The 22353-nt window shown below is 56.0% G+C and carries 17 protein-coding genes and 1 riboswitch; of the genes, 8 read left to right on the top strand and 9 right to left on the bottom strand.

From position 1 onward, the window contains the following. Window positions 1-51: 51 nt before the first annotated feature. The 4 genes from AVO44_RS20980 to AVO44_RS04935 form a co-directional block, all read right to left on the bottom strand. On the bottom strand, window positions 52-210 hold the full coding sequence (locus AVO44_RS20980) for a hypothetical protein (RefSeq protein ID WP_157769929.1): 159 nt from the start codon (window positions 208-210) through the stop codon (window positions 52-54). A gap of 1 nt (window position 211) precedes the next feature. After that, window positions 212-1819 carry a nitric oxide reductase activation protein NorD gene (locus tag AVO44_RS04925; RefSeq protein ID WP_068333414.1) on the bottom strand — a complete coding sequence of 536 codons (1608 nt, stop codon included), beginning with the start codon at window positions 1817-1819 and terminating at the stop codon, window positions 212-214. Between the two features lie 5 nt (window positions 1820-1824). Then, a complete protein-coding gene (locus AVO44_RS04930) occupies window positions 1825-2232 on the bottom strand; it encodes a c-type cytochrome (protein ID WP_068333417.1) in 408 nt (135 codons plus the stop codon). Window positions 2233-2556: 324 nt separating this feature from the next. Further along, the gene (locus AVO44_RS04935) at window positions 2557-3282 is read right to left on the bottom strand and encodes a Crp/Fnr family transcriptional regulator (protein ID WP_099045647.1); all 726 of its coding nucleotides are present in this window, start codon (window positions 3280-3282) and stop codon (window positions 2557-2559) included. A 376-nt stretch (window positions 3283-3658) separates the two neighbouring features. Further along, window positions 3659-3862, top strand: a riboswitch (cobalamin riboswitch). Window positions 3863-4015: 153 nt separating this feature from the next. On the opposite strand from AVO44_RS04935, the gene AVO44_RS04945 reads away from it, so the two are divergent. Genes AVO44_RS04945 through AVO44_RS04970 form a run of 6 tightly spaced genes read left to right on the top strand, consistent with a single transcriptional unit; the run spans window position 4016 to window position 10099 of the window. Further along, window positions 4016-5884: a TonB-dependent receptor plug domain-containing protein gene (locus tag AVO44_RS04945; RefSeq protein WP_068333423.1), complete on the top strand. Its 1869-nt coding sequence runs from the start codon at window positions 4016-4018 to the stop codon at window positions 5882-5884. A 2-nt stretch (window positions 5885-5886) separates the two neighbouring features. After that, on the top strand, window positions 5887-6717 hold the full coding sequence (locus tag AVO44_RS04950; protein WP_082677391.1) for an ABC transporter substrate-binding protein: 831 nt from the start codon (window positions 5887-5889) through the stop codon (window positions 6715-6717). Continuing rightward, on the top strand, window positions 6714-7697 hold the full coding sequence (locus tag AVO44_RS04955) for a FecCD family ABC transporter permease (RefSeq protein WP_068333426.1): 984 nt from the start codon (window positions 6714-6716) through the stop codon (window positions 7695-7697). The genes AVO44_RS04950 and AVO44_RS04955 overlap by 4 nt, the downstream gene beginning before the upstream one ends. Continuing rightward, on the top strand, window positions 7694-8452 hold the full coding sequence (locus AVO44_RS04960) for an ABC transporter ATP-binding protein (protein ID WP_068333428.1): 759 nt from the start codon (window positions 7694-7696) through the stop codon (window positions 8450-8452). The genes AVO44_RS04955 and AVO44_RS04960 overlap by 4 nt, the downstream gene beginning before the upstream one ends. Beyond that, window positions 8449-9147 (top strand): adenosylcobinamide amidohydrolase, encoded by a 699-nt coding sequence (locus AVO44_RS04965; RefSeq protein ID WP_233421926.1) that lies wholly within the window; start codon window positions 8449-8451, stop codon window positions 9145-9147. The genes AVO44_RS04960 and AVO44_RS04965 overlap by 4 nt, the downstream gene beginning before the upstream one ends. After that, window positions 9098-10099, top strand: a complete 1002-nt coding sequence (locus tag AVO44_RS04970; protein ID WP_068333431.1) for a DUF6925 family protein — start codon at window positions 9098-9100, stop codon at window positions 10097-10099. Before AVO44_RS04965 ends, AVO44_RS04970 begins: the two co-directional genes overlap by 50 nt. 90 nt (window positions 10100-10189) lie before the next feature. On the opposite strand, the gene AVO44_RS04975 is transcribed toward AVO44_RS04970, so the two are convergent. The 5 genes from AVO44_RS04975 to AVO44_RS04995 are packed head-to-tail and all read right to left on the bottom strand — an operon-like array spanning window position 10190 to window position 17984. Next, window positions 10190-11272: a ferritin-like domain-containing protein gene (locus AVO44_RS04975; protein WP_068333434.1), complete on the bottom strand. Its 1083-nt coding sequence runs from the start codon at window positions 11270-11272 to the stop codon at window positions 10190-10192. Next, on the bottom strand, window positions 11269-13173 hold the full coding sequence (locus tag AVO44_RS04980; RefSeq protein ID WP_068333437.1) for a GMC family oxidoreductase: 1905 nt from the start codon (window positions 13171-13173) through the stop codon (window positions 11269-11271). Before AVO44_RS04980 ends, AVO44_RS04975 begins: the two co-directional genes overlap by 4 nt. Further along, window positions 13157-13645, bottom strand: a complete 489-nt coding sequence (locus AVO44_RS04985) for a hypothetical protein (RefSeq protein WP_068333440.1) — start codon at window positions 13643-13645, stop codon at window positions 13157-13159. The genes AVO44_RS04980 and AVO44_RS04985 overlap by 17 nt, the downstream gene beginning before the upstream one ends. Further along, window positions 13632-14570 carry a hypothetical protein gene (locus tag AVO44_RS04990; RefSeq protein ID WP_068333443.1) on the bottom strand — a complete coding sequence of 313 codons (939 nt, stop codon included), beginning with the start codon at window positions 14568-14570 and terminating at the stop codon, window positions 13632-13634. Before AVO44_RS04990 ends, AVO44_RS04985 begins: the two co-directional genes overlap by 14 nt. A 42-nt stretch (window positions 14571-14612) precedes the next feature. Beyond that, window positions 14613-17984 (bottom strand): adenylate/guanylate cyclase domain-containing protein, encoded by a 3372-nt coding sequence (locus tag AVO44_RS04995; protein WP_157769930.1) that lies wholly within the window; start codon window positions 17982-17984, stop codon window positions 14613-14615. Between the two features lie 871 nt (window positions 17985-18855). Here AVO44_RS04995 and AVO44_RS05000 point away from each other — a divergent pair. Both AVO44_RS05000 and AVO44_RS05005 read left to right on the top strand, forming a co-directional pair. Then, complete coding sequence (locus AVO44_RS05000; protein WP_169794830.1) at window positions 18856-20253, top strand: sigma-54-dependent transcriptional regulator; 1398 nt, start codon at window positions 18856-18858, stop codon at window positions 20251-20253. A gap of 5 nt (window positions 20254-20258) precedes the next feature. After that, a complete protein-coding gene (locus tag AVO44_RS05005; RefSeq protein ID WP_068333452.1) occupies window positions 20259-22214 on the top strand; it encodes a sensor histidine kinase in 1956 nt (651 codons plus the stop codon). Window positions 22215-22353 lie beyond the last annotated feature (139 nt).

The following is a 22353-nucleotide window of genomic DNA, read 5'->3' on the forward strand; positions in this document are numbered from 1 at the left end:
TCCTTCACTGGCGGAAAGTACTTCAAGCTGTTGCCAAGGTGCGCGACACGTTTAGGTCGGACGCCACACGTATCGGTCTTCATCTTTGAGTTCCAGTGTCTGCAACATCCATTGGGTTGCGGATTGCGCCTGCGGAATTGGCCCGTCGAAGGTTTCGGCAAATGCCAGTGACGCGAATAGTACGGCGACGCAAAATAATAAGCTGCGCATGTCAGGTCTCCTGTGTGAGTGTTCGGTAGATTTCCGGCAGCGCCCGCGACAGGCGCTCGGGGTTTGGCAAAAGCGTGAAATCACCGCACCCAAAGATTTGCGCAAACCAATCCTGCCCGTCTTCGTCGATGATCACGCTATGCAAACTCTGGCCGGCGGTCCGGGCTTCGCGCACGGCCATATGGCTGTCTCCGATACCGTGCTGGCCCTCGTAGTGATCAAGATCGTTGGGTTTACCGTCCGTCAGCACGATCAGCAGTTTGCGGGCGCTTGGCTCCTTGGTAAGCTGTGTACTGACATGTCGGATGGCTGCGCCAAGACGGAAATAGTGGCCGGGCTTCAACGCCCCGATCGCGCTGGTCACATTGGTACCCATCTTTTCTTCAATCCCCTTGCAGCGCGTCAGAAACACGCGATTGCGCCGCAGAGACGAAAACCCCCAAATCGCTGAGCGGTCCACCTGTCGCGTGGCTTGCCAGATACGATCAGCCCCGCGTCCGGTGGCCAATAAATCCGCGCGCGCGGTCAGCAGGGCATCAAGATCAAGCTCTTGCCCATTAATCTGGCGCGGTTGAAGCACCCGCCGCGGGCGAAGCGCCTCAAACTGCCGACGCACAGCGCGAAAATATCGGTCATTCGGGGCAAACTGTGGCCGTTCAGACTGTATCGGCCCCTCAAGAACCCGGCAGTGATCCTGCATAAAGCTACGAGTTCGGTGGTTCCATTCCGGGTATGTATATTCGCCCGCCAACGCTTCGTGATCTGCATCGGCGGGCGACAGATCAAGATGCAGCCTCAGGCGTGTCGCGGTCTTTCGGCTGTGCTGGTCCTGATCTTTCCGCTCGCCGAGCTTGCGGCGACTGAGTGACGCCGATGGAGCCGGCGCGGGTTGCTCTGTATCTGCCTCAGGCGCAGCGCTTCCGCCTTGTCCCGGAGCTTCAACTCGCAACCAGATTGGCACTGGTGCAAATGGCATGAAACTGCGGGTTGTGCTTGCAGTTTTACCAAAGTTCAGCACATCACCGCCCAGCTGCATGCGAATTGCCTTTTCGATCGACGTTTCTTGTGCGGGTCGATGCAAATCCGGTCGCGTCTTGGCGCAATAGGCCGCCATCTCTGCATAGTCTGCGCGCAGACCCGGGCAACTTTTAAAAACGGCATCCGCCGCTTGGGCGTTTGCGTGGATCTGAGCATAATCCTGGGCTGGTCCAGCACCTGTAAGGTCCAAGGTCGCAAGCTCGGTTTTGGCGGCAAGGGCAGTCAGCCAGAAATACGCCGCGCGGTTCAGCCTGGGGTCGGGAAACGCATCCATAACCGGAGGAAGGTATAGCTTTTCGCTATCGTATTGTGCCACATATTCAAGGTCACGTTCTGCCCCCAACTTACGCTTGGGTGGCTGCCGATGTCGCACCAGCGTCGCGGCAGCCTCTCCGATTTCAACCCCGCCAGAGCCACCAAGTGCACGGAAAAGAACCGCCAGGCTGGGGCGCACAGATGCCAATTCCACACGCGCCGAGGGAAAGCGCGTCTCAGTTCCAATCCCACTTGCCATATCGTGCCAGAGGTTGCCGATCGTTCCCTCTGGCTGCATGAGATCAACGAGACGCATCCGACCTATCCGTAGACAGCCAGAACAAGATCACGCAACGCCTGCTGTACATCTGGCTCGTCGCTCAGCTGAGGTTGGGCTGCGATGCCGTTTGGTTGCGACTCGATCCAACCTTTCAGGATATCAAAGGCATCTTCGGGACTGTCTTGAACGCCCCACGGGGTCATGACGTTTTCGAGTTCGGGCGCTAAATACGCGCCCTCTCCGTGGAGGCTGTGGCAATTGATGCAGGAGTGTATTTCCCAAATGTGTTTGCCGTGAACGACCACATCACTCAACTCCATCCCCGAGGTTGACGTGCTGACGACATACCGGTGGGATTGAACGGTCAGGGTCACGAAAACCACGACAAAAAAGATCGAGCCTCCGTCGCAAATGTTGTGCGCGCACGATTTCGTTAAGATTTCCGCCATTAGCTTACCTTTGCGGGCAAGGAATGGGGAATAATTAGCCGGTGGCAATCGGACCAAGTTTGCGCAAGCGCAATGTTCTGATGATTTCCTTGCCCAAGTATTCGACAAGGAAGAGAGGTCTATGCACAACCAAGCTTGGAATATTCCGATCTGTTCTTGGAAAGTATAATGCCGTGCCGTCCGTAAACAGTTGCCTTGTTCATGCGGCATTCGACGCTGTGTGTGCTGTTTGATAAGTCCCTTTCAAACGAACGCTGAAGCGCATTGCGAATACGCCGTGAATGATGATGCGTTTCTGCCCGAGTTATGGGAAGCAACGGAACTCTACTCTATTCTGGCCTCACTGATTGCGGCCAAAGCACGCGGATCAAGAACCTTGATCCTTTTTCGGCGGCTTTCAACCATCCCCTTCTTTTCCCACGCACTAAGCAGGCGACTGACAGTATGCAGGGTGGTTGCGGTCATTTCCGAAAGATCCTGCCGCGTGATCGGAAAATCGATCTCGATCCCGTCAGGGACTTTACGGCCGGTCTGATGGATAAGGCGCAGCAGCGCACTGGCGACGCGTTGTTCAACCTGCAAGGTTGAGATTTCGACAACCCGATTGTTTATCTCACCCAGACGGGTTCCAACGGTCTTGTAGGTTTCGGTCGAAAAGCCTTCATATTCTGCTGCGAACGTTTCCCAAAGCCGCATGGGCCAACTCAACGCGATGCTTTCGGTTGCCGTTATCGCCGTCGCTGGATAGGTCTGCCGCCCAATCGCCTTGGCAAAACCCATCAATTGTCCCGCTGGAATGTGTAGTGCAGTGACCTGTTCACCTGTCGGCGTAACCCTGACGACGCGAACATATCCATCAAGCAACAAATAAAATCGTTCGGCCGGCGCATCTTCTTCAAAGATTGCGGTACCAGGTTCGTATCGGCGTGAGCTTGCCTGATCAAGGATCGTGCGCAGCTGTCGGCGCTCCAGTTTTGAAAAGGGCGGCAGATGCGTCAGCAGGCTTTCGTCAAGCTGCGGCAAGGTCTTGCGCGTCGGTAGGTCGTTCATGAACCGCCTATGCCACAACATCCGGGCTAGTGGCCACTAAATCTCACCGATCCCACCCGGGCATGACGCCGCAAGACATTTGTTCCAGAACAGTACCCGCTTGCGAAAATGCCTATGGATCAGCCCGAGAAGCCACAGCCAAAAAGTTACCACAGTGTTTATGACAGCTTTGGCAAGTATCTGGTTTGTTGCATCTCTGCCAAGCGTGCCATTTTGTCACCGCTTGTCTCAACGTTGAAGGCGACCAACGCCGCCTGGACAAAGCTCTATATGCCGACCTCACCTAATCGGCGCGCACGTCAGACGTTTGAGACAGCGCAACCTGATTTTCAAGGCTTATCGCAACTTCACGATTGACAATTCGCAGTAGATACAGTCAATTTTCGCGCGTTCTGGTCCGGGTGGGATTCCATCCGGATAATAGGGAACGGGGTGCGGCCATTGCGCCAATTCCTCGACTGCCCCCGCAACTGTAAGCGGTGAGCTTTGCCGGCACATGCCACTGTCCTAAAAGGGATGGGAAGGCCCGGTTTGGCGTCGATCCGAGAGTCAGGAGACCTGCCAGAGCGATCACCCTGTCCGGACGCGGGGCGCGTCTTTGGCAACGGTCTATCCGTAGCGGTGACATTTCGCCGTCTGCGGAGGTTGTTTTCCTCCAACGACAACAACCAATCAAGACACCGAAAAAGGTGTCTTATGCCCTTTCTCCGGAAAGGGGTCCGAGGGACAAACAATGAAGAAAACCGCCTTACTGAAAGCGTCAGCCGCGACAGTTTTTGCAGTTGCCACGTCTGCCCACGCGCAAGAAACGATTGATATCGGAACAATCGTGATTTCCGGGGGCTTCACACCCATTGAAGAACAGAAATACGGCCGTGCAGCCAGTGTGATTACCTCGCAGGAGATCGAGCAGCGTGGTATCACGACAGTGCAAGACGCCCTGCGGGCTGTTCCGGGTGTGTCCGTCAGCGGATCAGGTGATGCCTTGACGCAAGTTCGAATCCGGGGCGCCGAAGCCAACCATACGCTGATCCTGATTAACGGCGTTCCGGCAGCCGGCGGTGACGGAGAATACATCCTGTCCGGCATTCAGACGGCCAATATTGAACGCATCGAGGTTTTGCGCGGCCCGCAATCCGTTTTCTATGGTTCGAATGCTTCGGCTGGTGTGATCAACATCATCACCAAGCGAGGCGGGCTGGGTCACGAATATGGTGGCACGGTTGAATTTGGTGACGGGTACAACGCGTCCGCCCGGTATTCCTATCGTAACGATAAAGGCGGCGTCGCTGTCGGTATCGCGCGGCTGGACGATGACGGATATGACTACTCCGGCAGCAATGGGGAAAGAGACAGTGTTGACCGCACCACGATTGACCTGACCGGAGATTATTTTGTTGCCGAAGGTCTGAAACTTGGGTTTGTGTTTCGCGACTCAGATGAAAACTATGACTTCGACAGCACAGACTTCCTGGCCACCACCCCCGAGGGCTACGTCGTAGACGATCCTACCCAACGGTCTGAGCGGAAGGAGCGGCTTGGTCAAGTCTACGCCGAATACGAGGCACGAGGAGGTCAAATGGTTCACCGTTTCAGCTATGATCGGACGGATAACGAACAATCTACCAATGGTGGCACACCGACCGAAACGGATCGGGACTCGGCCCGCTATCTTCTCAGCCTCGGCCTGGATGGGCGCGCGACGGTTGACAGCAACCACTTGCTGAACGGAATTGTGGAATGGGAAGAGGACAGCAGTTCCTCTGATCCCGAGTTTGAGCGCGAAACAACATCATACGCGCTGGAATATCGGGGATCGCTGCAGAATGGGCTGAATGTTCAGGCCGGCATCCGGTACGACGACAACAAAACGTTCCAGAATGATTTCACCTGGACACTGGCGGCGTCTTACACTCTGCCTCAAGGCGTACGTTTGCATGGATCGGCCGGGACAGGCATCGTCAATCCATCTTACTTCGAATTGTTTGCCGACTCTTTTGGATTTGTCGGCAACCCGAACCTGAAACCCGAGAAAAACAAGTCTTTCGATCTGGGTGCCGAAGTGCCGTTTTGGGCCGGACGCGGATTGGTTGATGTGACCCTGTTTCACGACGATCTAACTGATGAGATCACGGCGGTCTTCGATCCGGTTTTGGGTAGTTCGACCTTCATCAACCAAGCCGGGGACAGTACTCGCCGCGGGGTCGAGGTTTCGGGCACGCTTGAGGCGACAGACACGCTCGATCTGCGTCTGAGCTACACCTATATCGACGCGGAAAACCCGGATGGATCGGTGGAAGTTCGCCGCCCCCGGCACGAATTATTGCTGACCGCAACGCAAGAGTTCCTGCAAGGGCGTGGGTCTGTAACCGGCGATATTCGTTATGTGGCGGACAATTACGACACGCAGTTCTTCGGTAGCTTTGAAACGAAAAAACTGCCCGACTACGTAACCGTTGATGTTGCGGCGCAGTATTCGCTGACCGACAACGTTAAACTGACTGGTCGTATCGTTAACCTGTTCGACCGAGAATATTCCGACGTCTGGGGTTTCGCCAAACGCGGGCGCACCGGTTATATCGGCCTGAGCGCGGCGTTTTAATCATGTGGCTGCGGTTGATTACTGTTTGTGTTCTGGTCAGCCTGACCAAAATGGCCTGGGCGCAACCGCAGCGCGTGGTCTCGATAAATGTGTGCACCGATCAGTTGGCCATGATGCTGGCCGCCCCTGGCCAACTGATCTCGGTGTCTTATTTCGCGCGCGACAGCCGCGTGTCGGCCATGACCACAGAAGCCATGCGCCACGGGGTCAATCACGGTCTCGCCGAAGAAATCTACCTGCAACGGCCGGATCTCGTGATCGCAAATCGCTTTTCTGCACAGGCGACGGTGGACATGCTCAGAAGGCTGAGTGTTCCTGTCGTCGTGTTCGAGTCCGCCCGCTCGCTGGAGGATATCCGCACCAACATCCTGAAAATGGGAGAGGTCCTGGGCCGTCAAGACGCTGCGGACAAGCTTTTGCAGGACTATGAGGCAGGGCTTGCAGCACTCACCGCAAATGGGGCGCATGGACCTCGTGCCGCGATATACTCAACGCACGGCTGGACATCTGGTGATCAAACCCTGTCGGGCCAAATTCTGACCGCCGCAGGGCTGCAAAATATCGCGGCAGAGATGGGCATGACCGCCGGGGGCGTTTTGCCTTTGGAACAATTGGCGCTGTCCAACCCGGACATCGTGATCACCGCGCAACCCTATCCGGGACACAGCCGGGCCGAAGAATACTTGCAGCATCCCGTGGTCAAACAGCTACAGGCGCGCTCGGGTCAGGTACTGGTGTCAGATCGCGACTGGGTTTGCGGTACTCCTTACGTCGTTCGCGCGATTGACAACCTCAGGCGTGCACGCGAAGACTGGCAACGGGGCATTGAATGACGCGCCTTATGATCGTTCTGCTGTCCTGCGGAGTTGGGCTGTTTCTGTTATCTCTGACCATCGGTCCGGCGGGTATCCCCGCCAGGGACAGTCTGGCTGCTTTGTTCTCCGCAGATTACGGGCCGCTGACGCTGGTGATGCGCGAAATTCGTCTGCCGCGCGCCATTTTGGCGATTTTTATTGGCGCAGGGCTGGGCCTTGCAGGGGCCGCGATGCAGGGTTATCTGCGCAACCCGCTGGCCGAACCCGGGTTACTGGGTGTTTCCGGGTCTGCGGCCTTGGGGGCTGTGCTGGCGATTTACACCGGTCTGGCCGCAAGCAATGTACTGGCCCTTCCTTTTGCCGCTCTTGCCGGAGCTGTTATTGGCGTCACACTAATCATGATCCTTGCGGGGCCGCGCGGTGGGTCTTTGACGCTGATCCTTGCCGGGATCGCGATCTCTGCCCTAGCCGGCGCGCTGACCTCGCTGGCGCTGAATCTCTCGCCCAATCCCTTTGCGGCCAATGAAATCGTGTTCTGGATGATGGGATCTTTGTCAGATCGGTCGATGGTGCATGTCTGGCTGGCGCTGCCCTTTTTCCTCGTCGGTGCAATTATGATTGCTGTAACGGCCCGAGGGTTGGATGCGCTGACGTTGGGCGAAGAAGCAGCCGAAACGCTTGGCATCAACCTGTCCCGTCTGCGTATCCTGTTGGTGCTGGGAACGGCAAGTATCGTAGGGGGAGGAACGGCCGTTGCCGGAGCGATAGGATTTGTCGGCCTTGTGGTCCCACACATCTTACGGCCAATGGTCGGCGCCAGCCCGTCCAGATTGCTTTTGGCTTCAGCGCTTGGTGGCGCCGTCATGCTGCAACTGGCTGATATCGCGGTGCGGATTATCCTGCCCGACCGTGATCTTAAACTGGGTGTTGTTACCGCCCTTGTAGGTGCGCCACTCTTCCTGCACCTGATCTACAAGACGCGGAGAGACATGCTATGACCGCCTTTGAACTGCGCGATCTGGGCGTCACCCTGCGAAACCGAGAGGTGTTTCGCAGGGTCAGCCTTACGATTTCTGCTGGTGAGATGGTGGGGCTAATCGGCCCCAACGGGGCAGGCAAAACCAGCCTGATGCGGGCGGCCCTGGGGTTGATACCGCATTCCGGTCAAAGCTCGCTTGCGAACCTGACCGCCCGTGACCGGGCCCGGACAGTCGCATGGATGCCGCAAGCGCGCGAAATCGCATGGCCGGTCACCGTTGAGCGGCTTGTTGCGCTTGGACGCCTGCCGCATCTATCACCAACAGGTGCGATACCTGAAAGGGATCAGGCTCTTATTGACCAGGTCATCGACAGAATGGACCTGGGGGCGCTACGCCTGCGTGCTGCATCCCGCCTTTCGGGCGGTGAGCAGGCCCGTGCGCTGATCGCGCGGGCCGTGGTACAAGACACGCCCATCCTGATGGCAGATGAGCCCACCGCAGGTTTGGATCCTGCACATCAGATTTCGACCATGAAAGTGTTCCGTGATCTCGCCGATGAAGGCAGGGCTGTGCTTGTGTCCTTGCATGACCTTGGGCTTGCCGCGCGTCATTGCACGCGGCTGATCCTGTTGGCAGAGGGCGGAGTGATCGCGGACGGTCCTCCGGCGCAAGTCCTCTCAGCCAATCTGATGGCGCGCAGCTTTGGCATTTCCGTCTGGCACGAGAACACCGTCTCTGGTCCCGTGTTTCAACCGCTTGAGGTCGTCGGGTGAACGGTCTGACATTGAACGCCCCGTGGCTGAGATTTGACCTTGGGCAGCAAATGGCAGTGCTGAGCTGGTCAGTCAACCGGCCCGGTTTTGTTCTGGCCTCACAGATTCTATGGCGTGAGGTGCGCAACGCCGATCTGCCCCAGGGAATGGATGTGCGCATGTGGTTGGCAAACGAGTTGAAGCGCCGCAACAGCGAGGATGCAGTAGCCCTGTTGACGTCACGGGCGATCAAACATTTCGAGTCGCGGACTGCCGAGGTTGGATCTGTGGTGGCGCAGGCCGTGGCCACGGTGGGCCTGTCCAATGGTGAAAGGGTCGGCCAGCGTGTCGACTACTCAAACCGTGATTGGGGCACCATCAACGTGGCCGTGCGCGTCGATACCGGGCTAAGCCAAACCGGTCTGATCGAATCCATGAGCATCGCCGTGCAAGCCCGGACCGCTGCCGTGATGGACGCCCATTTTAACCTGCCCACGGGGGTCGCAACTGGCACGGGTACGGATTGCGTTGCCGTTGCGGCACCGATCGGAACAGTGGACTTTGCCGGGCTTCATACAGATATTGGTGAAGCTGTCGGGCGCGCCGTCTACGATGCAGTTGCTGCCGGGATGACCGCTTGGATTTCGGAACGAAAGGAACCCACGCATGCTAGATCTGGCCTTGGTCACGCAACAGGCTCTGACTCAGGAAGATAGCGGCTGGAATATGGGGTCTTTCGGTGCCATTGCCGAGTTCCATCATGTCGACGACGATCCCTCCCCCGGGGATACGAAAGAGCATGTGCAATTCACGTCACGTGGCGGTATCCGTTTGGATAGCTTGGAAAATGTCGTTCCCGTTGCCTATGAAACCCTAAGCCCGAAACCGCATCGCTGGACCCAGGCTGTCTCATTGTGTTTGCCACAGGAAATGGCGGCCATGAACCAGCGGGAGGTGCTGACGGAACTGGGGCCGGACGCGGACGCGATCCGCGTCGAGGATCGCCAAGGCATCCTGTTCGACATGGGTCTGAACCAGTTCCAGGTGGATTTCTGTGTCCGCACTTTGGATGGCGACCTTTTGAAGATCCTGCGGGAAAACGCAGGAAGGTCGCTGTTCGAGGTTGGCAACCCTGCGATGCCTGCGATCCTCGCCGCCCACCCGCATCGCGTCGCGCTGACACGGATTGGGCGCGTAGAAGTCTATCAAATGATCGGAGGTCCGGACACGGGCGGCAAATCGCCCGAGGGACCGCACACCCATGTCCTGCCCAAACTGCTGCGGGCAGGACGCACGCATTCTGCCAATACACCGATTCCAGCCGGGCTGACGCCATGCGGAGCGTTGCACCCCGAGAATCCTGTGATCGGACGATTGGGCGAGGATAAACCTTTCAACCGGGCCGCCTTTGACGCATTTCAAAAGCTGCTGAACGCCTGGGCACCCGAAGATTACATTACCGCCAAGCAAGACGCGTGGCGCCTGTTGGAGCAGGGTGTGCCCGCCGCTGAAGCGTCCGAGCCAACCACACGCGTTGGCCGTGCGGGATGGCGTAACGGCATTCGACAGTGGCGTCTGTTGCACGGCAACAGCCCTCTGCTGGATGACTGGGCATCGGCCTTTGATCGCGAAGCCGCGCTGACAGAACCGGAAAACCCCGGCCATTAGAAAACGGCAGTCAAGCGCGATAATCCAACGAAACCGTGTTTGGTCGAAAGTGCCGGGTCATTGGAGGGACGCGTATAAGCCGGGCTAAACCTAAGCTTTTCCCAAATATGTCCAGGTAGGACCGGCAGTTTCACCTGATCCGTCTGGCAACGGTATGCGCATGAGTTTTTGTGCCAGCGATTTCATGATGTACATCGTCGGCACCAAGTCACGCAAAGCGCTCTTGTCCGTGTTGAAAGCAGTCTCCAAGCCGTCAAGCAAACCGGTCCAGGCGGTATTGAACTCCGCAGAAATTGCCGCAACTTCCGGTGCGCGCGCATAATTGCCTTCGCACGGATCATCCTGCATCGGAGAGACTGCGCTCCAATCGACAATCAGATCACCGCCTGTCGGAGGTTCATCTACCGCGTCATCGGGATGGTAATATCGACTGTGGAGAATTTCGTTGAACTTAAAATAATGCGCGACGTCTTCTCGGCCTTCGGGTCCCGGAATGATGTCTTTGTCCCCTGCCCTGTGGCCCAAATCAGCACCTTCACCTTCTTCCATGATTTCCGTGATCGCGCGCATCGCAGAATTGCGGCGTTGTTTCGGGGTGCCGACCACTTCGATCACCTCACCCCCTGCCCCGAAATAATCGTCGTTTGAGATTTGCCGCTTTTCATCACCGATGAAGATCGCGTCATTGCCGAACGTGTCACAGGCATTTTCAAGCTCTTGCTTGATGTAGGTGTAGAACCCTCCGATCGTGTGATAATCGCCTTTTTTGGCTGGGCCTGTATCTTTTGGAGCCGTCTCGATCAGGCGAAAGCTTTTGACCTGCTGAGGGGTAAACCGGCGCAGGTGTACCTCTGGCCCGCGACCGTCCAACAGTTTCGTTGGATAGGTCGGCAACTGGTCCGGGTCGTTCAGCTTTGGATGACCTCCGATGCTATTCAGGACATTTGCCACCAGCACCATGTGCAACATTTCTTCGACCATGACCTGGCGGATCACCTCGATGGGTTCGGCATTCACTATGGTAGGCTCAGACCGGTCGTATTGCCCCTGCTCCAAAATCGAATAACAGGCCGTCGCATAGGGCGGTATTGTGGAAAGTTCGAGTATCAGCGCTTTTTGAAGCAGACCACAGAGTTTTCCCCGCGTTTTCTCAAGCGTGTCGTTTGAAGTCATTTCGCACCCCCTTCCCGAACGGCCGCAGTAATGGCCCTGGCGGCTCTGTAAACCATGGCTGACAGAGTCAGTGTCGGGTTTGACGTGGCGATCGTGGGCATTGAACCTGCGCCGACCAGCCAGAGATTATCGTGATCCCAAGACCGCATCTGATCGTTGGTCACCGAATTGGACTTGTGGGTGCCGATCCGGTGCGTACCGACCAGATGACCTGCCCCGAAAAAGGTGTAGCCTTTGCCTTCGTAGGTAAAGTATCCCGCATCCGACGGCGAATAAGCCGTGTGGTTTTTGATGCCCAACCTCTGGAATATCCGCACGCAGGCCTCATAGGCCGCAGCCAGCCCGGCGCGCGAATAATCGTCCAGATCATAGCTGATCACTGGGCGGTATTCGCCCATGGGCGTGCGATAAGCCGGGTCGATTGTGATGCGGTTTGTAGACCGGGGCAGTTGCTCGACCAGTGTTCCAAGGCGTACCTGTCTTTGGACGTCGTGATACAGCTTGTCACGCAGGGCACTGCCGTACAGGTTTTCCTGTTCAACCAGCCGCGCAACGTCTGAATTTGGCGACCCGGCGGCAAAGTTCCAGCCCCAGTTGCCGATCTCCAGCCGAAATGCTGCCGTTTTGTCGCGAAAACCCCCATCGCGGAAATTCGCATAGCTAGATGTCGATCCCGGCCCGCGAAACGGCCCTACGGGTTCGGGGGCCGCGCCCCATGTCATCATATAGGGGTGGTCCATAAGGTTGCGCCCCAACTCGTCACTGCTTTTACAGATCCCGGACGCCAGAGCGAGCGTGACGTTTTCGACAGCACCGCCCGCAAGGACATAGTGCTTGCCCCTCGCGCGGCGTAATTCGTACTGCGGAACACCGGGGAACGGATATTTCTTGTATGTGATACCGGAGACCCGTCCGTTTTCATCCAGTTCAACCTTTGACGCGATCGCCTGCGTGATGGTCTCCATCAGGCTCTTGCCGATGTGATTTGCATCTTCCAGGGTCTTCATCGCGTTGTATTTGGCCTGAATTGGGCAGATTGGAATGCAGCTAGAATTCCCCTCGCACCGCTGACCCATATAGGCGAACGGACCGGTCGCGCCGCGCGGTTGAAACTGCTTTCGAACTTCATCACCAACCGGAATGCCCTGGCCATTCTTCGGGCTGCGCGGTGTTGAGTTGCGACCCTGCGGCGTACGTGAAACCTTTAGGTGAACGGTATCGCTTGCATCCTCGCCAACCTCAATCGCCATGCCATCGGCTCGGGCAAAGAACTCGTCTACATAAGATGAAGGGATCGAATGCATCGGATAATCATAATCCTTTGCAAAATAGTCATTGCTGTCCTTCGGACCCGAAGTCTTGATCCCAAGTGCCTTGGGGGTCTGTTCAACGGCATCGGCAGAGACTCCGATCTCCCACTCGGCGCGCTCGTAGTCTTTCTTCAGGTCGTCGTATTTGAAGGGCCAGTCGACCCCCAGCCCAAACCGGCTTTGCATTTCAAAATCGGCGGGCATCATCCGAAGACTCGTGCCCAGCCAATGCAACGACGTGCCGCCATAGGCCATCAGGTAATTGCTGCCGAACGGCAAAGGGCCACGTTGCACGAAATAGCCGTTGGTGTCGGGCTCTGTCCCGCGAACTGCGGTGATGTCCAGAACCGAAGGCGACGGCAGGGTAGGCAGGTTCGGATAGGGTGAATTCGGCGTTTTTGCCAAAGACAGATAATACTGATCCAGATAAGACCTGTAGGTTTCCCATGTCTTGCCATGATCCTCTCCGGCTTCGAGGATCAGAACGGAGTGACCCTCGGACACAAGCTCTTTCGCCAGGATACCACCGGCAAACCCTGCGCCCACGATCACTACATCATAGCATCTTTCGTCGTCAGGAATTGCGGTCATCGGCCTGCCCTCTCTGTTTGGGGGGCTCAAGGCTCCACGCTCCAAATCCCTGTTGCTTGGCCCCCTGCGGATGTGCGCCGATGGCGTCCCAGACCAAACCTTCTTTGTACGCCCTGGTTGAGATGATCTTGACCACGTCAAAGCGCGAGGCTCCGTAGTTTTCACGCCATTCCTGCGGTAGCGGCACCCATTGCCCGGTATACCAAAGCTGGATCAGTGACCGGGCCACCGGACCAAGACATCTGTCAGGCAAGTAAGACTCGCGGATGATCTTGTCGTCGTCTTTTTTGCCCAGCCTCGGTGCAGGGGACAGAAACTTTTTCAGAATGTCCTCGGGCAAAACCTGCTGCACATGATGCCAGTATTCTGCCGCGCAGCCAGTCGCCTGCAACTCGGCAGCGTTGTACCCGGTCAGTGCGGCGCTGACAGTCAGAAAGGCATCGTAGGCGATGGTATCGTCATGCGTGGTCATGGCGGTCCCCGTCTATTGCGTCGACGTAAAAGCCTCGGGGTTCAAAACACGCCGGTGGGCTTTCAAAAACCTGCACGGCAACCGGCGTCTTGTCTGTAAACAACCTGTGCATGTCGCGGGTCATCGGAAAATCATTCCTGCCCAGCTTCAGCTTGAACGATTTCGCGATTTTCTTGCCTTCCTTTGTCGTCAGCATTGCAGTTTCAAACAGGCCTGCGATGGTCCATCTTGTCCAAACCGTGCGGCCAAGCCCGGTCGCAAATTCCGGGATCGGAGTGCAATTCGTCAGGGTCCATTGATCGCCTGACAGTTTGCCCAGATCGGCATCCAGATCGTAGACAATGGTCTGGGGATCATCAGGGTTAACCAGTTGTATCCACCAAGCCTTCGGTGAAACCGGGGGAACGCCTTTCATCTTGGCGTTCAGCGAAGGCACTTTGTAGTTAAACTGCCCAAGAAATTTCGGTTCGCCAAAGGCTTGCCGCCCCGCCTTGACCGCCATCGCATTATCGGCAGCCACGTGAACGCGCAGATGACCAATTGTCTTGGTCTGGTCCCGACCGTGCAAATATTCGGTCAAGGTCATTTTCGGGACACCCGGCACCCGGTTCGAGGGGTAGACCAGAAGATTGAATTCGACCTCGTTCACGAAACCCAATGAGTTGTCGTAATGCGCCGTATAGCGTTGGAAGTTCAGCAGAATGACAGCCTTGTAATCACCTTTCTCGTCGGGAAATTCAGCAACACAGAGGCCAGTGCCTTTGACAAACGGTTTCGCGGCTTCGATTGAGGTGTACCAATACATCCATTGGCATTGCAGCGAAGCATAGTAGAAGGGGAAGGTATCAAACTGCTTTGGCAGCTTTGGCATGACGCCGGTAACATCGGTTTGATGACACCGATCATTCTTGGCTTTTTTTGTCATATTGGCTGTGTCCTTCTGACTGGCTGCGACAGATTTTCGATCTCAGTTTTTGCCCGATGATGCCTCCGGAACTGCTGTCTTAAGTTTCTTTAAAATGGCATCCACCTCGATCAGGGCGGGTTTGTGCGCCTTGGCTGCTTTCATCGTTTTTTCAACGGTCCTGGCCACTTCGCTCAGGCAATCTGATGAAGACTTGAGGTTCGACAGTTCCTGAACCACGCGCAGCAACGGACCATAATGCCCAAGCTCAAGCGCCAGCATCGCGGCCTTTTTGAAATGCTCAATGGCTTTGGTTTCATCGCCATGTCCAAGCGCCAGCCTGCCCCGCAGGCGGGTCAAACCAACGATCCAGAACTTTTCTCCGCTGTCCTCGGCAAAGCTATCGGCCTGATCCAGAAGGTCTTCGGCCAGATCAAGCCGTCCGTGCAGAATGGCGGCATCCGCGTAGAGGTACAGAAAAAAGCTCAAACCCAGCCGACAACCGGTATCCCGCCATTCCCGCAGGCCCAATTCGATGTCTTCCAGCGATTTCTCACCATCCGTATTGCGGCGCGCCCATCCGTTCATCACCCGTGCCCAACCGCGCCAGAATTGAAAGGAATACTCCTCAGACAGTGCAATCAACGTGGCCGAACTGTCCTGCACCGTTGTCTCATCGCCGCGGAACTGTGAAATCCATCCCAGGAAGGCATGCGCAAAAGACTGGCTGAATGGGTGCGCGGTTTCCTCGGCGTGGACCAACGACGCTTTGATCGCCGCCAATGCGGTGGCTTCATCACCTGACAACCAGCTCGACAAAGCCCGATAGCCTTGAAGCGCGACCGCCAGATCAACGACGTCGTAGTCAAGCCCCACGAAACGGTGCTCGATTGAAAGGTTCACGCCAATCCCCGCATCCAGATGCGTCAACGCCTCCAGCGGATGGCCCAGATATGTATTCAGCGATCCATGCGACCGTTCAGCCGACGCCAATACCAACGGGCTCTTCAGGTCTTCACAGAGCGATACCAATCTGTCCGCATTCTGTTTGGAAATCGCGTATTCACCACCCAGCATTGTGGACCGGAACTGCCCATAAACCACCTTAAACAGCCGTTCAGTTTCACCGTATTCGCGGCACAACGCCTGCGCCCGAGAATATGCCGCCAAAACCGATTTGTGCGCATACCCGCGCACGAACGCCAGTGGAACGGCAATCATGATCTGAAGATCGATCTCTCGGCGGTCCCGCTCTTGCGAGGCTGGCAATTCCTGCAGGCAGTCCAAAGCGTGCTTCAAATGCGTGATCGCTTCGACATTGGCGGAATGATCCAGGGCCTGCCGCGCCGCCATCATAAGCTTGCCTTCGGCAGCAGCGTAGTTTCCCGCGCGCCAATAGTGATGGCCCAGGATTTCAGGCTCACGGGTAACAGTTTCCTTGTAGTGCTCCTCAAGTATTTCGGCAATCCGCCCATGCCATCTTGAGGCCGTAGATCGTAACATGGACTGATAGGCCGCATCCTGTACCAACGCGTGTCGGAACCTGTACGCGTCCTCTGCGCCGGGTTGCCCTGCGGGGACTATAAGTTCGGTCTCCAATAGCTGCTCAAGGGCGTTCGAGATGTCAGCGTCGCTCCAATCCAAAACCTCGGACAGCAGTTTCCGTTCAAAATTCCGCCCGATTGCAGCAGCAACCTGAACGATCTCACGACTGGCAGACAGCCGATCCAACCGTGCCATCAGAGAATCCTGCAAGGATTCAGGGATCGCCATGGAAAGCTCGGCCTGACTTTGCCCCCGGCTGACCAGCAGACCCGACTCCATCGCCATCTTGGTCAGTTCTTCGACAAACAAAGGGACGCCGTCGGTGCGGTCCGCCAGTTGGCTCAATACCTCCTTGGAGGGACGTACACCCGAGATACTCTCGACCAGCTTATAAATGTCGCGGCGCACCAGTCGGTTCAGCTCCAAACTGGTGACATGAGACTGATTGCGCCAAGGCGATTGAAACTCCGTGCGGGCTGTCATCAGGGTCAGGCAACGCCGATTGGCCAACTGCTCAACCCAACCATTTACGAATTCCAGCGTAGAGGCATCAAACCAATGCACGTCGTCAAGCAACAGCAGCAGTGGCCGGCGTTGCTCTAAACCTGCACACAATTGCAGCAGCGCTTCAATCAACGCGCCTTTCTCACGTTCGGGGGCCATCCGCTCGGCCGACGAGGTGCTGTTACCAAGTCCCATCAAACGCAGAATTGGGGCTGCGCAGCCATCAGCAGACAGGCCCAAATCGTTCAGAAAACCGAGTACCTTGTTCCGACTGTCCTCCGGGTTGGCGTTCGGGGACATCCCTGTCAGTTTGGTCAGTGCATTTTTGATTGGAAAAAATGCGCTGCTCTGATGCAGCGGAGAGCCGAACAAAGTGAGTTGGGCCGCATCTTCGTCTGACAGCTCATCTTTCAATCCAAAGGCAATTTTGGACTTTCCAACGCCGGCATCACCGGTCAGAAGCAACACCTGCCCTTCCCCGTCCAAAGCCCCTTCCCATCTTGACTGAACCAGCGCGATTTCTGCGGCTCTTCCAATCGTCGGCGTCGTGTCATGCGAAAAGTCCTTTCGGGCCGATTCAAAGCCTGAAACATTTCGCCGAACGCGGTAGAGCTGCATTGGCGCACTGACACCCGCCAGCTGTGGGCTGCCGATGGAGGTGAAATCCAACCGCTCACCAATTAACCGGCGCGTTACCTCGGACACCACCACCTCACCAACGTCGGCAGCGGCCTGAATACGCGCAGCAACGTTTGGCGTATCCCCGAATAACCACACCCTTTCGTCCGTTGAGGAATTTGCCGCAGTACCGACAACCACCGGGCCCGTATGTATTCCGATACGCACGTTTGTTGACACAGGCTGCCGCGAAAAGCCCATGTCCTGCGCCGCGCTTGCAATTTCCAATGCGCAGAGCGCTGCCGAATAGTGGCTCAGCTCTTGTGCGGTCGGGTAACCAAAAATAGCAACCACACCATCACCGGCATAATTTGCGATCTCTCCGCCAAATTTTGCGACGTTGTGCCCTACCAGATCGCGATATTTCGTTATGAGTTCACGGTAGTCTTCGGGGTCGAGTTTCTCGGACAGCGCCGTGGACCCAACCAGATCACAAAAAACCACTGTCAACTGGCGACGCTCAGCAACATTTTCAGCGGATTGTTTTGACTGGGACGCTTGCTGGGTGGCTGGTTGCGCGGTGTGCGCCGGTTCCTCGGGTACACCCGACAAAGCCGAGCCACAGGCCGTACAAAACCGCGCGTTCGCCAACGCGGCCTCACCGCAGACCCCACATGCAAACGTCAGCGCGTTTCCGCAGCTGTGACAGAATTTTGATCCGGCAGGATTGGCCGCACCACATTCCCTGCAATTGACGTTCGGACTCACCAATCTGGCCGCCTTTATTCGCTAGGAAATCCCGGGTTCTGGAAACAAAAATTACAAATTCTTCCTATTACGTATCATATTATTAATATTACGTCGCCTACTATTCGACACTTGCATATACGCAGACACAGCGGCCATTTCAGCTTACGTTTATACAGTTCAGACCACGCACAGCGGGAGCGTATGAATAAGGGTGGCATTCCTGATCTGCAAAAAGAGAGGTTCGTTCCTGCCGCAATTTTTAACCCAGACCCAGCGATCTGCCCAAACTCTAACAACCGCGGAGTTTCCGGATGGTACGAGGTGGTGTGTTTATTTTCTGAGCCCGGACAACGTCCACCGCACGATTACTCACTGTCGGATCATAGAAAATGTCAGAGCCAGCAAAAGTGAGGATCGGCAGTGCGTCGATCTACGCTTGCTGCCCAGGATCACGGGATTGAATTAGTCGAGGCGGCTTGAAAGCCTGTGGTGGAACAAGTGAACCGATCATTATTAGTGTGAAAGGGGCGATTGTTCCGCGTGGACACCCCTTTGAAAACCGTATTCGTTTAGTCTTGCGCAAAAAGATCGCGCGCCGTGATGATTAGAATCCGAGCATGATTTTGTTTCGCTGTCCGTATGACCAATAAAACTCTCTCAATCGGATGATTTATGCCGTTTTGGGCCCGTTGGGCGGGGCGTCGTCATTCATCCGGAGGGACAGGGCGATACAGGTACCGCAAATTCAGCAATTGAATCCTGTATTTGAAGGAACCATATGAACAATGACTTCCCACCTGGTTGAAAAACCGTCAAACCGGTCGAGACATGAATGCCTGGACTCAATCCGCCAAACACTTTCAAAGGCCGAATGAGTCGGACCATCAATATGACAAGTGACCCATCGAAATCTGCGGCGCCGACTGTCGGCGCAACCGATGTTTTGGTGGGCAGCTTTACCCCCGAGCTTCCCAAGGCTTCGGTCCTTGTCATTGATGATGAACCCGGAATGAGGAATTTCCTGTCAAAGGCGCTAGTGGGGCACTGCGCCACTTTGGACGTCGCGACCAACACCGAAGAAGCTGCCAATCTGCTTGATGCGAACAGCTATGACATTGTCTTGTTGGACAATGTGATGCCAAAGCAAAACGGGGTTGAATGGCTGGCGGACCAACGGCGCATCGGTCTGTTTTCGGATGTCATACTGATGACAGCGTTTGCCGACCTCGATACCGCCATTGCGGCAATCCGGGCCGGGGCTTCGGATTTTCTGTTGAAGCCGTTCCGTGTAAACCAGTTGTTGAACGCAATTGCACGTAGCCTGGCGCGCGCGCAGCTTTTACGACAGAACGCGGTCCTGCGACACGAGGTAGAAGCGGGTAAGGATCTGCTGCACAACAGCGATGCGTTGTTGGGATCTTCGAATGCAATAAAATCGGTGCGCGCAGCAATAGCAAAGGCCGCGACGACGTCTTCACATGTTGTCATTCGTGGCGAAGTCGGGTCTGGCAAGCAGATAGCAGCGCGCATGTTGCACTCCAATTCCTCGCGGGCTGAAAATCCATTTGTCTGGCTGCAATGCAAGGGGATGAACGAAGATACACTTCAAACAAGGCTTTTCGGACGGATCGAGTCGAACTCGGATGATCACTGGCAAGAACAAGACGGCATGCTGCGGGATGCTGCGGGCGGGATACTCTATCTCGAAGACGTCGAGATGCTGTCGCCCGGTTGCCAGAATCTGCTTGTGGAATTATTGACCACAGGTCGTTTTCGGCCAATTGGGGCAAAACGCAGTGTAGCAATTGATGTGCAGATCGTTTCTTCCAGCACGCAATCCTTGCAACAGGCGGTAAATGACAACAGGTTTCGCGCCGACCTGTTCTATATGTTGAATGTCATTGAAATCACCCTGCCGCCACTGCGCGAAAGGGGGGAAGATATTGTTGAGCTGATCCGGTATTTCTCCGAAAGCCTGTCGGCGCGGCTTGGGTTGTCGCAACCCGCCCTGCCGCCGGTGACGCGCCGCCGAATGCTGGCGTACCGGTGGCCCGGCAACGTGATGGAACTACGCAACACCGTTGAGCGTGCGCTGATCAATGGGGGTTACGATCCGAGATTAGGAAAAACCGCTGCAACGGGTGAAATTGAAAGTCTGGCGGCCGTTGAGCAGCGTCATATCCTTGAGACGCTGGATGCCTGCGGCGGAAATCGGGCCGAGGCCGCCCGCCGATTGGGGGTCGCCCGTAAAACGATTGACCGGAAATGCCAGGCTTGGGGGCTCTGAGGCCGATGCGATCGGTGCGGCTGCGGCTGCTTTTGCTAGCGCTGTTGCCTCTGGTCGTTCTGCTGCCACTTCTTCTTGGCGTAACCATGGTGCGCTGGATCGACAAGTACGACCAGCTTCTCCTGGCAAAAGTCGCGAGTGATTTGCGCGTGGCAGAGCAGTATTTTGGCCGGATAGAGGCAACGCAAGCCGCCGAAGTTGCCGCACTTGTCCAATCGGTTCGATTTGCCAAAGCCCAGGCAGTCGGAGGAGAGCATTTCAAACGGTTTCTTGCGAAAGAACAGTCCAAAATGGGTCTCGACTTTCTACTTTTCGACCAATCGGACGAGTCTACAATGCCTACCAGCCTGCGAAATGCAGCGATTGCGGCCTCTCGTGGAACCACAGGAGCTGGGCTGGCGGTTTTGAGTGCGCAGGACTTGACCAACATATCACCAGACTTGGCAAAGCAAGCCAGCCTTCCACTGGTACAGACAGAGGCCGCCCGCAGCATTGAGCGATCTGTGGAAACCCGTGGCATGGTTCTGTTGGCCACGTATCGCGATGCGGTTGGTCAGGACCTGTTGATTGGCGGACTTCTGTTGAACCGAAATCTATCTGTTATCGACAGGATGAACGCTCTCATCTACCGCGAGGACGCGGGGCATGAAACGCGCACTGGCACCACCACATTGTTTCTGGATGATGTGCGCATTTCAACGAATGTGCGCCTGTTCTCTGAGACCCGGGCTTTGGGAACACGAGTTTCCGAGGTTGTCTGGCGTCAGGTCATGGGCGAGGGGCATCCGTGGTTGGATCGCGCTTTTGTTGTAAACGATTGGTATATCTCGGGCTACGTGCCGTTGTCCGATGTAACCGGACAACGCATTGGCATGCTTTACACCGGTTTTTTGGAAGAACCTTACAAAATGCAGCGAAACGCCACGATCGTTACGTTGGTTCTGGCGTTTATTGCAGTAATTGGGCTGTCGGTGCCGATCTTTTTGCGGCTTGCGCAAGGCGTCTTTGCTCCGTTGGAGAAAATCACAGCCACGATGGAGCGCGCAGAGCAAGGCGCCCTGAACGCGCGCATCGGTGTCGTGGAGGCCAAGGATGAGATCGGTGCGGTTGCACGCCATCTGGATCGTTTGCTTGATCAGATTCAAGACCGCGATGAGGCGCTCAGGGATTACGCTGAAAATCTGAACGATTTGGTTGAAAAACGTACCGAACAACTGAGCGAGGCAAATCGGAAGCTCGAAGAAACGTATGCACAGTTGGTGATGTCCGAAAAGCTGGCCTCTATCGGCGAAATTACCGCAGGCGTCGCGCATGAGATCAACAATCCTGTCGCGGTGATCCAGGGCAACTTGGAAATTCTCAGGGCCAGTCTGAGCCCGCAGGATCAGACCGCGCTGAAAACCGAGCTTGATCTTATTGACGATCAAACCCACCGGATAAACATCATTGTGGGCAAGTTGCTGAATTTCACACGGCCCGGTGAAATGTCGGATATTGCGACTCTGGTTGATCCGCAGAGTGCCGTTGAGGATGCGCTTGTCCTGGTTTCCGCCGACCTGCGCAAACACGGCATTCAGGTTACTCAGTGTCATGCACCAGCGCCTTCAGTAAGGATCGTGGAAACCGAGTTGCAGCAGGTTTTGGTGAACCTGATCATTAACGCGACGCAGGCTATGAACGACACGGGGACGCTGTCGATCAGCACGGGGCCCGCGGACCGGGATGGGGTGGCCGGTAGTCAGATTTCGGTTTCCGACACTGGCAAAGGCATTGCGCCTGAAAAGCTAGACAAAATTTTCGACCCGTTCTTTACCAGCAGACATGCAGAAGGCACCGGATTGGGGTTGTCCATCAGCCAAACCCTTATCACACGGGCAGGTGGCTTGATCACAGTAGAAAGCCACGAAGGCCGGGGAACAACTTTTTTTGTGTGGTGCCCTGCCGGAGACAATTCGTCCTGACTGGCCATTTTTCCTCTTTGGAAACTGGACAATTTGTCCCTGCGCTCTCCCGTGCTGCGGCTGGAACTGGACATTTTGACCATTTTGCAGTGCAGCAAATCTCCCTTAACCATTTGTTAACTCACAACATTTTTTGTTG

Source organism: Ruegeria profundi, assembly GCF_001507545.1.
Classification (GTDB): domain Bacteria; phylum Pseudomonadota; class Alphaproteobacteria; order Rhodobacterales; family Rhodobacteraceae; genus Ruegeria; species Ruegeria profundi.